At 74.1% G+C, this 12977-nt stretch carries 10 protein-coding genes; 5 read left to right on the top strand and 5 right to left on the bottom strand.

Annotated features, from left to right (window positions below; all coding sequences use genetic code 11):
* Nucleotides 1-44 precede the first annotated feature (44 nt).
* Nucleotides 45-2957: an AAA family ATPase gene (locus ABZ815_RS23365; RefSeq protein ID WP_357701159.1), complete on the top strand. Its 2913-nt coding sequence runs from the start codon at nucleotides 45-47 to the stop codon at nucleotides 2955-2957.
* Nucleotides 2958-2975: 18 nt separating this feature from the next.
* Here ABZ815_RS23365 and ABZ815_RS23360 read toward each other — a convergent pair whose 3' ends face one another.
* From ABZ815_RS23360 to ABZ815_RS23345, 4 genes are all read right to left on the bottom strand, one after another.
* Entirely contained in the window at nucleotides 2976-5225 is a 2250-nt protein-coding gene (locus ABZ815_RS23360; RefSeq protein WP_357701157.1) for a hypothetical protein, read from the bottom strand.
* 82 nt (nucleotides 5226-5307) lie between these two features.
* Complete coding sequence (locus ABZ815_RS23355; RefSeq protein WP_357701155.1) at nucleotides 5308-6237, bottom strand: PfkB family carbohydrate kinase; 930 nt, start codon at nucleotides 6235-6237, stop codon at nucleotides 5308-5310.
* On the bottom strand, nucleotides 6234-7160 hold the full coding sequence (locus ABZ815_RS23350; RefSeq protein WP_357701153.1) for a pseudouridine-5'-phosphate glycosidase: 927 nt from the start codon (nucleotides 7158-7160) through the stop codon (nucleotides 6234-6236). Before ABZ815_RS23350 ends, ABZ815_RS23355 begins: the two co-directional genes overlap by 4 nt.
* Before the next feature lie 119 nt (nucleotides 7161-7279).
* Entirely contained in the window at nucleotides 7280-8371 is a 1092-nt protein-coding gene (locus ABZ815_RS23345) for a putative sulfate exporter family transporter (protein WP_357701151.1), read from the bottom strand.
* Between the two features lie 70 nt (nucleotides 8372-8441).
* Between ABZ815_RS23345 and ABZ815_RS23340 the strand changes: the two genes are divergently transcribed.
* The 3 genes from ABZ815_RS23340 (at nucleotide 8442) to ABZ815_RS23330 (ending at nucleotide 11338) form a co-directional block, all read left to right on the top strand.
* Nucleotides 8442-9332, top strand: coding sequence for a LysR substrate-binding domain-containing protein (locus ABZ815_RS23340; RefSeq protein ID WP_357701149.1), 891 nt, complete (start codon nucleotides 8442-8444; stop codon nucleotides 9330-9332).
* Between the two features lie 115 nt (nucleotides 9333-9447).
* Nucleotides 9448-9750, top strand: coding sequence for a hypothetical protein (locus tag ABZ815_RS23335; RefSeq protein WP_357701147.1), 303 nt, complete (start codon nucleotides 9448-9450; stop codon nucleotides 9748-9750).
* 82 nt (nucleotides 9751-9832) lie between these two features.
* Entirely contained in the window at nucleotides 9833-11338 is a 1506-nt protein-coding gene (locus ABZ815_RS23330) for an NAD(P)/FAD-dependent oxidoreductase (RefSeq protein WP_357701145.1), read from the top strand.
* Nucleotides 11339-11397: 59 nt separating this feature from the next.
* Here ABZ815_RS23330 and ABZ815_RS23325 read toward each other — a convergent pair whose 3' ends face one another.
* The gene (locus ABZ815_RS23325; RefSeq protein WP_357701143.1) at nucleotides 11398-12066 is read right to left on the bottom strand and encodes a TetR/AcrR family transcriptional regulator; all 669 of its coding nucleotides are present in this window, start codon (nucleotides 12064-12066) and stop codon (nucleotides 11398-11400) included.
* 164 nt (nucleotides 12067-12230) lie between these two features.
* Here ABZ815_RS23325 and ABZ815_RS23320 point away from each other — a divergent pair, with 164 nt between their 5' ends.
* A complete protein-coding gene (locus tag ABZ815_RS23320) occupies nucleotides 12231-12917 on the top strand; it encodes a hypothetical protein (protein WP_357701141.1) in 687 nt (228 codons plus the stop codon).
* Nucleotides 12918-12977: the final 60 nt, after the last annotated feature.

Raw genomic sequence — 12977 nt, 5'->3', positions numbered from 1 at the left:
GAGTAACGGTCCGTTTTGTCGGTGTTTGATGGCATCCTTGGGGCGTGAGCATCCACGCCGTCAGCCCACTGTTCGTCGGGCGGGCCCGCGAGCTGAACGCTCTGGGAGACGCCCTGGCCAGAGCACGCGCGGGCGCGTCGTCCACCGTGCTCGTCGGCGGCGAGGCGGGGGTCGGCAAGACCCGCCTGGTCAACGAGTTCACCGACCGGGCCGGCGAGGCGCGGGTGCTCGTCGGCGGCTGCCTGGAGCTGGGCACCGAGGGCCTGCCGTTCGCGCCGTTCACGGCCGTGCTGCGCGGGCTCGTGCGCGAGCTGGGCCGCGACGGCGTGGCGGCGCTGGTGCCCGGCGGCACGACGCGCGGGCTGGCCCGGCTGCTGCCCGAGTTCGGCGAGCCGGACAAGGACGGCGCCGAGGCGCGGGCCCGGCTGTTCGAGCAGGTGCTCGGGCTGCTGGAGCGGCTGGCCGAGGAGCGCCCGGTGCTGCTGGTGGTCGAGGACGCCCACTGGGCCGACCGCTCCACCCGCGACCTGCTCTCCTTCCTGGTCCGCTACCAGCGCACGGCGGCCCGGCTGATGATCGTGGTCACCTACCGCACCGACGAGCTGCACCGCACCCATCCGCTGCGTCCGATGCTGGCCGAGCTGGGCCGCATCGAGTGGGTGAGCCGGGTCGAGCTGCGCCGGCTCACCCGCAGGGAGGCCGTCGCGCAGGCGGCCAGCATCCTGCGGCGCGAGCCGTCCCCCGCCGCGATGGACCTGATCTACGCCCGCAGCGAGGGCAACCCGCTGTTCGTCGAGGCGCTGCTGAGCGAGGCCGACGGCGGCGACATGCTCCCCGAGTCCCTGCGCGACCTGCTGCTGGCCAGCGTCGAGCGGCTGCCCGACGAGACCCAGGAGCTGCTGCGGGTGGCCAGCGCGGGCGGCCAGCGCATCGAGCACGACCTGCTCACCGCCGTGGCCGGGCTCGACGACACCGCCCTGTCGCGGGCGCTGCGCCCCGCCGTGGCGGGCAACGTGCTGGTGGTCGACGGCGAGGGCTACGGCTTCCGGCACGCGCTCATCCGCGAGGCCCTCCACGACGACCTGCTGCCCGGCGAGCACACCCGCCTGCACACCCGCTACGCGCAGGCCCTCGAACGCGACCTGTCGATCCTGCCCGCCCCGCGCGGCGCGATCGAGCTGGCCCACCACTGGCACTCCGCCCACGACTCAACCTGGGCGCTGGTCAGCGCCTGGCGCGCGGCCGCCGCGGCCCGCAAGTCCACCGCCTACGACGAGCAGCTCCGGATGCTCTCGCGCGTGCTGGAGCTGTGGGACCAGGTGCCCGACGCCGCCGAGCGCATCGGCTGCGACCGACTCGACGTCCTCAGGCAGACCGCCACGGTCGCCCACCTCGCCGGCGAGTACGAACGCGGCCTGGCCCTGGCCGGGGCCGCGCTCGCCGAGGTCGACCTCGACGCCGACCCGATCAGGGCGGCCACCCTGCTGCGCCAGCGCGGCCTGACCCGCTACGACCTGGGCCGCGCCGGCTACCTCGACGACCTGCGCAAGGCGGCCGAGCTGGTGCCCGCCGACCCGCCGTCCAAGCTGCGCGGCCAGGTCCTGGAGACGCTGGCGCGCATGCTGCACCGTCCCGAGGACTGGCCGGAGAAGCTGGCGACGGCCCAGCTCGCCATGGAGATCGGCCACCAGACGGGCGACGCCAACGTCGAGGCGCACGCGCTCATCAGCCTGGCCTGGGCGCGGTCGTGCTTCTCCGACATCGAGGCCCAGCTCCCGCAGTTCGCCGAGGCGCGCAGGGTCGCCCGCGCGCAGGGGGCCTACAACGCGCTGATGCGCTGCGCGATCTCCGAGTCCGACGCGCTGGAGGGCGCCGGACGGCACGAGCGGGCCGCGCAGGTCGCCCGCGAGGGCGTCCAGGAGGCCGGGAACTACGGCCTGGCCCGCACGTCCGGCACGTTCCTGGCGATCAACCTGACCGAGCCGCTGCTCTCGCTGGGCCGCTGGGACGAGGCGCTCCAGGTGGTCGAGCAGGCGTTCGACCTCGCGCCGCCGGCCCCCTACCGGGCCAGCCTCCAGGGGTTCGTGATGGACATCGCGCTCGCGCGGGGGCAGATCGACCGGGCCGACAACCTGCTGTCGTCGTCGGCCAGCGTGTTCGCCCGCGGCACCTACCGGGACCAGACCATGCTGCCGCACCTGCGCAGGCAGGTCCTGCTGCTGCGGGCGCAGGGACGGCTCGGCGAGGCGCTGGAGGCCGCGGCCCGGGGGCTGGAGACGCAGGACCTGCTGCCCTCGCCGCGCTACTCCTGGCCGGTGCTGGTGACGTTCGCGCAGCTCGCGCGGCCGGTGCTCGGCGAGAGCGGCTCGCCGTACGCCGGGGTCGCGGCGTCCGTCGTCGCGCGGCTGCGGGAGGTGGCGCGGGAGCTGGCGGTGGACGGCGAGCTCCAGGAGGCGCAGCGGCTGACGTTCGCGGCGCTGATCGGGCCGGAGGAGGGGCTCGGCGGGGCGGCCCAGCTCAAGGCGTGGGAGTCGGCGGTGGCGGCCTGGGCGGGGTTGCGGCAGCCGTACGCGGAGGCGCAGTGCCTGATGGGCGCCGCCCACGCGGCGCTGGCCGAGGGGGACCGGCGGGCCGCGGCCGGGATGCTCGCGCGGGCGCGGGAGCTGGCCGGGCAGCTCGGGGCCACGCCGCTGCTCGAACAGCTCGACGTGTTCGGCCGGCGGGCCCGCATCGGCGGCACCGACGAGCCCGACGGGCCGCCGCTGGGGCTGACCGCGCGCGAGCTGGAGGTGCTGCGCGAGGTGACCAACGGGCGCAGCAACCGGGAGATCGCCGAGGTGCTGTTCATCTCGGTCAAGACGGTGAGCGTGCACGTCTCCAACATCCTGGCCAAGCTGGGCGTCGCCACGCGCGGCGAGGCGGCGGCGACGGCCCACCGGCTGGGCCTGTTCGGCTGAGAAGCCCGGGGACGGCCGTCAGCCGGTGAGCTGGGCCTCCAGGCGGTAGCCGTCCACCGTGACGTAGACCTGGTCGCCGGGACGGGCGTTCAGGCGCATGAGCACCGGCTGGAGCGAGTCGAAGACCGGCTGGTGGCCCTGCCAGACCAGCACGATGGCGTTGTCGCCCGGGCCGGTCACCGACAGCAGGGTGCCGGGACGCATGCCGAGCTGGGCCGCGTAGCCCTCCGGCACCGGCACCGGGCCGCCCCTGAGGTGTTCCGGGGTGACCTCGATGCGCTGCCAGCGGCGCGGGTCCGACGACGGGCTCGGCAGCGGCGGAGGCGGCGTGGACGGCGTTCCGGCCAGGGCGCCGGGCATCATCCCCGGCCGGCCGCCCGACAGCCCGCCGGACAGCGCCGACAACGTGGCCAGGGCCGCCGAGGGGTCGATGGAGTTGGCGTTCGCCGCGGGGATGGGCTGGCCGCCGCGGTGGTGGTGGCCGTTGGCGCCCGGCGTACGGCGGGGGAGGGGCTGGGCGGGCTGCGGCGAGGCGTCCATCGGGCCGGGGGCCGACTCCGACGGCAGGGCGTCGAGCCACGCCTTGGCGGAGTGGGCCCGGATGCCCAGCTCGGTCAGCAGCTCCACGACGTCGGTGTCCGGCGGGGCGGCGGCCAGGAGCTGCCGCGTACGGGCCTGGAGGCCGTGGATGTCGCCGACGACGAGCCAGCCGTCCTGGAGGCGGCGGTCGGGCATGAGCGTCACCAGGACCCGCCACAGAGGCGTGCGCAGCGACGGGACCATCGCCGGGTGGGCCGGGTCGGCGCCGATCAGCTGCTCCTCGGTGGCCGCCGCGCCGAGCCATTCGGTGAGCCGGAACATGTGGCCGGTCACCGGCGCGGACTCCGACGAGCGCAGCCAGTGCAGGACGCGCTCCTCGGCGGTGCGCTGCGCCTGGGAGAGCACGTCGCGGTCCACGAGCAGCTTGTGGGCCAGGGTCCGCAGGCTGACCGGGTCCTCGGCGAACAGCCGGTGCACGGCGACGGCCAGCTCCAGCTTGTCCAGGCCGCGGAACAGGCCGTCGACGACGCGGACCATCGCGTGGTCGGGGTCGGCCGGGACCTGGCCGGAAGCGGCGGCCCCGGGCACAGCGGCACCGGGGACTACGGTGCCGGGGACTGCGGTACCGGGGACGGGGGCGCCTGGGACGGGGGCGGCGTACGCGGGGCCGTCGGCCTGCGGGCCGCCGTCCGGACGGCCGGCGGTGGGCCGCTGCGGAAGCCGAGCACCGCCCTGCGCCGGGAACGACCCGGTCTGCGGGCCGCTGTTCGGCTGGGCCGGGAAGGAGCCGGTCTGGCGTCCCTCGGGCTGCGCCTGGAAGGAGCCGGTCTGGCGGCCCGGATCGGGCTGGGCGGCGAAGGAACCCGTCTGGCGGCCCGGGTCGGGCTGGACGGGGAACGAGCCGGTCTGGGGGCCGCCGCCACCCTGCGCGGGGAAGGAGCCGGTCTGGCGTCCCTCGGGCTGCGCCTGGAAGGAGCCGGTCTGATGCCCCGGGGCGTTCTCGGGCGGCGGGGGGAACGAGCCGGGCTGCTGGGCGGCCGGGCGGGACGCGGCCGGACGCTGCGGAAGGGGGCCCTCGCCGGTCGGTCCCTGCCCCGAGGCGGCCTGGGGCTGGGCGGGGAAGGCGTCGCTGTGCGGGGTGAAGGCGGCGGGCCGGCGCTGGGGGCCGCTGCCGGGCTGGGCGGCGTACGCACCGGATTCGGCCGCCGGGACGGCCGGGAAGGAGCCCGTCTGACTGCCCGAGCCGCGTACGAGCGGACGGGTGACGTCCGGCGACCCGGACTGCTGGGCCGGTACGGCCTCCCGCTGCGCCGGGATGCGCCCGAGCACCTCACGCAGGACCGAGCCGATCACCACCTCGGGCGTCGCCGACGGGGTGCCGAGCTCGCCGGGCGCCAGGCGGCGCAGCCGCTGCCAGCCGCCGAGCCCCGTGACCGCCGTACGGGTGGCCTCCGGCCAGCCGGGCAGCGCCGGATCGACCTGATGGACGGCGAGCGCGGGAAGCAGGTCCATCAGCGGCAGATGGTCCCAGCGGGCGGAGATCAGCCGGGCGAGCCGTTCGCAGACCCAGTCGAGACCGGCCGTGCCGAGCGCCCTGGACACCGCGAGGGAGGACCACCACCCCGCCGGCAGCCGCGGATCCCCCAGCACCTCGGCCACCTGCTGAGGGCGGCTCCAGCGCAGAGCAGGGACGAGGTCGCTCAGGCAGATCGATGACTCGACTTCCATCGGCGGACCTTATCCTCCCCAGTGGGCCGCGTGGGCAACCCGGTACGCATGTGGCTAATGGTGCAGCCTACGCGGCAAGCTATCAATCAGTGTGAATAGGGTAAAGACGGTTCAGATCCAAACCGTACCGTGGACGGCCGCCCACCTGGGCCACACATTCCGCCCCGGCACGGCAACCCGCCTCCAGCGCGAGCGCGGCGCCCGCTCCCTGGAGGATGGCCGCGAGGTACCCGGCCGCGAAGGCGTCGCCCGCGCCCGTGGAGTCCACCACCTCGGCGGACACGCCCGCGCACGTGGCCGTGAGCTCGCCGTCCACCGCCACCAGCGCGCCCTCGGCGCCCATCTTCACGACCGCTGTGCCGTACGTCTCACTCAGCAGGACGGCGGCCCGCTCCGGCGCCGGGACGCCGGTCAGGACCAGGGCCTCGTCCAGGTTCGGGATGATCAGGTCGGCCGCGGACGTCTCCCGCATGAAACGTTCGACGCCGAAGTCCCGCAGCGGCCCCGTCGAGGCCGGGTCGACGCTGATCGGCACCCCGGCGGCGACGGCGTCCCGGACGGCGGCCCTGACCAGGCGGAGGCCGGGCGCCGCGAACAGGGTGTACCCCGACAGGTGCAGCCGCCCGACCCCGTCGAGCAGGGACGGGTCCCAGTCGGCCTCGGAGATCAGGCCGCCCGCGCCGCGGTTGGTGAGCATGGACCGTTCGCCGGTCTTGTCCACCATGGCGATGACGACCGCCGTGGGATGCTCCCGGTCCACCGTCACGTGCGGCCGGACCCCGGTCTTGACCAGCTCCGTCGTGTGCCACTCGCTGCTGTCGTAGCCGAGTTTGGCCAGCAGCCGCGAGTCGGCCCCCAGGTGGGCGGCCCAGGCGGCGGTGTTCGCCCCCGAGCCGCCGGGTCGCAGCACGATCTCCGCGGCGGTGTCGGTGCCCGCCATGACCGGCGAGCCGTGCAGCGCCACCACATCGGTGACCACGTCACCGATGACCAGGAGGCCCGTGTCACTCACGCCCGCGACCAGGCCACGGCGATCTCGGCGGCCAGCGCGGTGTTGCCGCGCACGGCGGCCAGGTTGGCCTCCAGCGAGGCGCCGGCGGTGCCGTTGACGAGGTAGCTCAGCAGGAACGGCGTGATCGCCTGGCCCTTGACGCCCTCGCGCTCGGCGGCGGCCAGCGCCTCGGCCAGCACGCGGTCGTGCAGCGCCGGGTCGAGCTGCTGGTCCTGCGACACCGGGTTGGCGACGATGAACGCGGTCTCCGGGCCGGCCAGCGCGTCCTGGCCGCGCATCACGGCGGCGGCGTCCTCGGGCGTCTCGATGCGCCAGTCGATCGGCTGGCCGGAGGAGTTCAGGTAGAAGCCGGGGAAGGTGTCGGTGCGGTAGCCGGCCACGGTCACGCCGCGCGTCTCCAGCCGCTGCAACGTCGCCGGCACGTCGAGGATCGACTTCACGCCCGCGCAGACGACCGTGATCCGGGTGCGGGCGAGGGTGTCGAGGTCGGCGGACTCGTCCTGGTCCTCGGTCCAGCCGCGGTGCACGCCGCCCAGGCCGCCGGTCGCGAAGATCCGGATACCGGCGCGGGCGGCCAGGAACGACGTGGCCGACACGGTCGTCGCCCCGCTCGCCTTGAGCGCCGAGGCCAGCGGCAGGTCACGCTGGCCCAGCTTGCGCAGCCCGGACTCGGTCGCGATGCGCTCCAGCTCCAGCTCGTTCAGGCCGATCCTGGCCACGCCGTCCAGGACGGCGATCGTGGCCGGCACCGCGCCCGCCGCGCGGACCACGCCCTCCAGCTCGCGGGCCACCTCCAGGTTGCGCGGCTGCGGCAGACCGTGGGAGATGATCGTGGACTCCAGGGCCACGACGGGCGCGCCGCCCGCCAGGGCCTCGGCGACCTCGTCGGACGGCTGGAGAAGGGGAACGGTGGTGCTGCGCATGGTGGGTTTCAAGCTCCTTGAGTGGTGCTGGCCGGTTCAGGGAGAACGGCGTGCCTGTCGGAATTTGTTCCGAACGGAGCAGCGTACGGGGGCCCGGCCAGGACGTCCACTCAGGCGGCTCACAGCAGCACGGCGACCCCGGTGAGCGAGACGGCGGCGATGAGGCCGGTGGCGATGGCGCCGAGCAGCACGGCCCGGCCGCCCTTGAGGAGTTTCCGCACGTCGATCCCGGTGCCCAGGCCGAACAGGGCGGCGGCCATGAGCACGTTGGTGACCTGCGGGACGGCCTGCGTGACCGCGTCCGGGACCCAGCCGGTGGCGCGTACCGCCACCATGGCGAGGAACGCCGCCACGAACAGCGGCATGACGGGCGTCCGGCGTCCCTCCCGCCGGTTCGCCGCGGGCGCGTCGGCGCGGGCACGGCGGGCACGCAGGGAGGTCAGGGCGACGATCGGGGCCAGCAGGATCACGCGGGCCAGCTTGACCGTCACCGCGGCGGCCAGGACGCCCGACGCGGCGCCGATCGCGGCCACCTGCGCCACCTCGTGCACGGCGGCGCCCGTCCAGACGCCGAGCTGGGCCGGCGACAACCCCAGCAGCGCCGCCAGCGCCGGGACGGCCACGATGGCCGCGCTGCCGTACAGGACGACCACGCTCAGGGCGGCGGCCGCGTCGTCGTCGTCGGCGTCCTCCGCGCTCTCCCGCATGGCCGCGACCGCCGCCGCCCCGCAGATGGACACGCCGGTCGCGACCAGCAGTGACGTGCCGGGCGACAGGCCCAGCCGGCGGCCGATCAGCGGTGTCACCGTGAACGTCACGCCGGTCGCCGTCACCACGATCACCAGCGTCTGCCAGCCGAGCGCGAACACCTGCGGCAGCGCGATCTGAAGCCCGAGCAGCGCGATCGCCACCCGCAGCACCCTCTTGGCCACGAACGCCAGCCCCGGCCTGAACCGCTCCCACACGGCCCCCGTCCCGCTCCACCGCGCGGACGAGGACGCCCACGCCGCGAGGTTGGCCAGCACCGCCCCCGACAGGACCGCGATCACCGCCGGGCTGAACGCCGGGGCGGACCGGTTCACCACAATGGCGACCACCACGGCGACGGCCGCCAGCCCGATCCCGGGCCACGTCGACGCTCCGGTCGGCGTGCCGCCCTGGGGGCGCGCGGGGGCGGTGAGCTGGGGGAGCTGCTGGTCGGGGAGAGGCATGATCCCAGTCTTCGGGGCCTTCGTACCGGCCGGTAGACACGTGTTGCCTGGGAGGCCATAGCCTGTGGCTATGAGTGCGCTGCCGGACCTCGACTCGCTGAAGCTGCTGGTCGACGTGGGCGAGCTGGGCAGCCTCGGGCAGGCGGCCAAGGCGGCGGGCATGGCCCAGCCGTCGGCCAGCAAGCGGGTGGCCATGCTGGAACGCCGTCTCGGCGTCCCCCTGCTGGAGCGCACGCCGCGCGGGTCCACACTCACCGCCGAGGGCAGGATGGTGGCCGGCTGGGCGGCCCACGTGCTGGCCGCGGCCGAGGAGCTGATGCGGGCCGTGGAGGCCGTACGCCACAGCGAGGCGGCCCATCTGCGGGTGGCCGCCAGCATGACGGTCGCCGAGTACCTGGTGCCGCGCTGGCTGGGCGAGCTGCAGAACCGGGAGCCCGAGGTCCAGGTGGGGCTGGACGTCGTCAACTCCACCGACGTCGCGGCCAGGGTGCTGGGCGAGGAGGTGGAGCTGGGCTTCGTCGAGGGGCCGAGTGTGCCCGAGGGGCTGGACAGCCGGGTCGTGGGCACCGACCGGCTGGTCGTCGTGGTGGCCCCCGGCCATCCGTGGGCCCGCCGCCGGACGGCCCTGCGGGGCGCCGAGCTGGCCGCCACGCCGCTCGTGGTCCGCGAGCCGGGCTCCGGCACGCGCGAGACCCTGGACGTGGCGTTCAAGAGCCTCCACCGGGCCAGCCCGCGCCTGGAGCTCGGGTCGAACTCGGCGGTCAAGGGGGCGGCGCAGGCCGGGGCCGCGCCCGCGGTGCTCAGCGGCTACGCGGTCGAGGCGGACATCGCGACCGGGCGCCTGGTCGAGGTGCCGCTCGCCGGTCTCAACCTGGTCCGGAACCTGCGCGCGGTGTGGCGGCGCGGACGTTCGCTGACCGCCCCGGCCGCCACCCTGCTAGCCATCGCCAGCCGCCCCTGAGAGGGCCGCCGAAAAGGGGCCGTTGACGCCGCCTTGAGCACGATCTAGCTTTCCCTTAGGAAACTTTCCTAAGAGTAAGACGCGTGTTCACCCCCCGAACCTCTGGAGACTCCGTATGAGCCTTCGTCGTCCTCTCGTCGCCCTGGCCGGATCGGCCGTGTTGTGCCTGGCGGCGGCGGGCCTCGCGCCGTCGCCCGCGCTGGCCGCGCCCACCGACTGCACCGCCTGGGTCAGCAACGGCTACGCCTACAGCAGCTGCACCTCCGGCACCGGCCAGCACGCCGTCGGCGTGGAGCAGTCGCACCCCTACGCCGGGCCCATCGTGCTCACCGGCGGCTGGACGGCCGTCGGCGGGGTCTCCTCGGTGCGGCTCACGCCGTGGCCGGTCAAGCGCGTCTGGGTGAACAAGACGGGTTGACCGTCCCGCGGGCTCACCGGGAAGCGGCGCCTTGCCCCGAAACCGTTGACGAATGGCACAGGTCGGGTCATAAGGTGCGGGGATGGGTGCGTATGACGTCGTCGTGGCAGGTGGCGGGCACAACGGGCTGGTCGCGGCCGCCTACCTCGCCGGAGCGGGCCGGCGGGTCCTGGTGCTGGAGCGCCTCGGGCACGTCGGCGGGCTGGCGATCTCCACGCGGGCCTTCCCGGGCGTGGACGTACGCCTGTCCCGGTACTCCTACCTGGTGAGCCTGCTGCCCGCCCGGATCGTCCGCGACCTCGGTCTCGACCTCGACCTGCGCCGCCGCCGGTACGCCTCCTACACCCCCAAGGGCGACACCGGCCTGCTCGTCGACAACGAGGACGAGGCCCGCACCGCCGCCTCCTTCCGCGCCGTCACCGGCGGCGAGCACGACCACCGGGCCTGGCGCGACTTCTACGCCATGACGGCGGACGTGGCCCGCGTCCTGGCCCCCACCCTGCTCGAACCGTTGCGCACCCCCGCCGAGATCGAGCGCCTGGTCGGCCCGGAGGCCTGGCGCGACCTGTTCGCCCGGCCCGTCGGCCAGGCCGTGGACGAGCGGTTCGCCGACGACACCGTGCGCGGCGTCGTGCTCACCGACGCGCTCATCGGCACGTTCGCCGACCCGGCCGCCGACCTGCTGGCCAACAGGTGCTTCCTCTACCACGTGATCGGCGACGGCACCGGCGAGTGGAACGTCCCGGTGGGCGGCATGGGTGCGGTCTCCGGCGCGCTGGAGCGGGCGGCCAGGCGGGCGGGGGCCGAGATCAGGACCGGCGCGGAGATCGTCGGCATCTCGCCGTCGGGCGAGGTCACCTACGTCGCCGAGGACGGCGAGCACACCGTGGACGGCCGCCACGTGCTGGTCAACCTGCCCCCGGCGGTGCTGGACCGGGTGCTCGGCAGGCCCGCGACCGTGCCCGAGGGGGCGCAGCTCAAGGTCAACATGGTGCTGGCCCGGCTGCCCCGGCTGAAGGACCCGTCGGCCGACCCCTTCGCCGCCTTCAGCGGCACCTTCCACATCAACGAGGGACGCGACCAGCTCGCGAAGGCGTACGAGCAGGCGGCGCGAGGGGAGATCCCGGAATTGCCGCCCGCGGAGGTCTACTGCCATTCCTTGACGGACCCGTCCATTCTCGGCCCGGAACTCCGGGGGAAAGCCGAGACGATGACCCTGTTCGGCCTGCACATGCCCGCCCGACTTTTCCGGAAAAATCCAGAAAAAGCGCGTGAAGAGGCGTTGCGGGCCACATTTGCCTCCATGAACGCGGTGCTCGCCGAGCCCATCGAGGACTGCCTGCTCCGCGCCCCCGACGGCACCCCGTGCGTCGAGGTCAAGACCCCCGTCGACCTGGAGAAGGACGCGGGACTGCCGGGCGGTCACATCTTCCATGCCGACCTGAGCTGGCCGTACTCGGAAGAAAAGGGATGGGGCGTCGAGACCGGGCACGAACGCATTCTGCTGTGCGGCGCCGCGGCCCGCAGGGGCGGCGGCGTGAGCGGAATCGGCGGCCACAACGCGGCCATGGCCCTCCTGCGCCCGTGAACTGTGGCGGGAACTGTGCCGTGAACCCGGTGTGAATCAACCGGTGAATCGGGCGTGAATCACCGGGAGATCAGTTTCGTGGCCACCGTGAGCGCCACATCCGTGCGGTCGGCGTCGGGCAGTTGCAGGTCGAAGAGGAAGGGGATGCTCCCCAGGATCACCGCGAACACCGCGAGCCTGGCCTCGAACTGCTGAACGGGATCGTCCTCCGGCGCGCTCAGCACCGACACCATGGAGATGAGGCCCTCCTGCATCCGCGAGCCGGACGGCAGGTCCTGCATCACCCCCTGGTTCACCTGGGCGAACCTGAACAGCGGCCGCCACCTGTCCTCCAGCAGCCCGGAGATGCGGCGCAGGATCTCCTGCCGGGCCTCCAGCGTGCGCGGCTGCTCGCCCGCCCACGCCACCAGCTCGTCGATCGAGACCACGAGGTGGTCGACGACGCCGGCCAGGATCTCCTCCTTGGTGCGGAAGTGGTAGTACAGCGCGGGCCTGGTGATCCCCAGGCGCTCGGCGACCTCCTGGAGGGTCGTCTTGTCGTAGCCGCGCTCGGCGAACAACTCCAGCGCCACCCGCTGGATCCGCTCACGAGTGTCCGTCCGCCGCCCCGCGCTCCCCGGCGGCGAGGTGTGGCTCGTCACCCGGCACGCCGAGGCCCAGCGGGTGTTGTCGGGCGAGGGCATCAGCACCAACCCCGCCACGCCCGGCCACCCCAACACGCTGCTCACGCCCGAGCCGCCCTCGCCCGAGCAGGCCGAGACGCTGCGCGAGTCCGCGGCCGGGCACTTCATCGACCTCGACCCCGCCCGAACACACCCGCTTCCGCAGGCTGCTCATCCCCGAGTTCACCGTCCGGCGGGTCAGGGAGCTGCGGCCGTCCATCCAGCGGCTCGTGGACGAGCTCATCGACGACATGCTGGCCAAGGGCCCGGAGGCGGAGCTGGTCGAGGCGTTCGGGCTGGCGCTGCCGTCCCTGGTGATCTGCCGGCTGCTGGGCGTCCCGTACGCCGAGCACGAGTTCTTCCAGTCGCGCACCCGCCTGATCGTCTCGGCCACCGAGGACCCTGCGGCGGGCTACACGGCAATGACGGAGATCAGAAGCTTCCTGGACGAGCTGGTCACCGCCGCCGAACGCGCGCCGAAGGACGACCTGCTCGGCCGCCTGGTCACCGGCGGGCAGCTCACCCACCAGGAGCTCGTCGGCGTGATCTTCCTGCTGCTCGTCGCCGGCCACGAGACCACGGCCAACATGATCCCGCTCGGCGTGCTCACGCTGCTGCGCCACCCCGCCCAGCTCGCCGCCCTGCGCGCCGACCCCGCGGGCTGGCCGATGGCGGTGGAGGAACTGCTGCGCTACCACTCGGTCGTCGACTGGGTGGCCTTCGACCGGGTGTCCACGCGGGACCAGGAGATCGGTGGGCAGCGGGTCGGGAAGGGCGAGGGCATCTTCGTCCTCGGCGCCTCCGCCAACAGGGACGAGCGCGTCCCCGGCCTGCGCGTCACGGTCGCCGACGAGGACGTGCCCGCCAAGTACGACGGCGTCATCTTCGGGCTCAAGGCCCTGCCCGTGGCGTGGTGACTCCCGGCGGACACCGGTGAACCCGTTCATCGTGTTCTCATAGTGGGCTCATATCTTGTG

Origin of the sequence: Nonomuraea sp. NPDC047529, from assembly GCF_040642995.1 — a bacterium.
In the GTDB taxonomy this organism is placed as follows: domain Bacteria; phylum Actinomycetota; class Actinomycetes; order Streptosporangiales; family Streptosporangiaceae; genus Nonomuraea.
This window is presented reverse-complemented; position numbering and strand designations above follow the sequence as displayed.

What these genes read in the sequence shown, in the direction of transcription:
- ABZ815_RS23360 (WP_357701157.1), bottom strand. Translation starts at nt 5,225, where the DNA reads ATGGAAGTCGAGTCATCGATCTGCCTGAGCGACCTCGTCCCTGCTCTG.
- ABZ815_RS23350 (WP_357701153.1), bottom strand. Translation starts at nt 7,160, where the DNA reads ATGCGCAGCACCACCGTTCCCCTTCTCCAGCCGTCCGACGAGGTCGCC.
- ABZ815_RS23345 (WP_357701151.1), bottom strand. Translation starts at nt 8,371, where the DNA reads ATGCCTCTCCCCGACCAGCAGCTCCCCCAGCTCACCGCCCCCGCGCGC.
- ABZ815_RS23340 (WP_357701149.1), top strand. Translation starts at nt 8,442, where the DNA reads ATGAGTGCGCTGCCGGACCTCGACTCGCTGAAGCTGCTGGTCGACGTG.
- ABZ815_RS23335 (WP_357701147.1), top strand. Translation starts at nt 9,448, where the DNA reads ATGAGCCTTCGTCGTCCTCTCGTCGCCCTGGCCGGATCGGCCGTGTTG.
- ABZ815_RS23330 (WP_357701145.1), top strand. Translation starts at nt 9,833, where the DNA reads ATGGGTGCGTATGACGTCGTCGTGGCAGGTGGCGGGCACAACGGGCTG.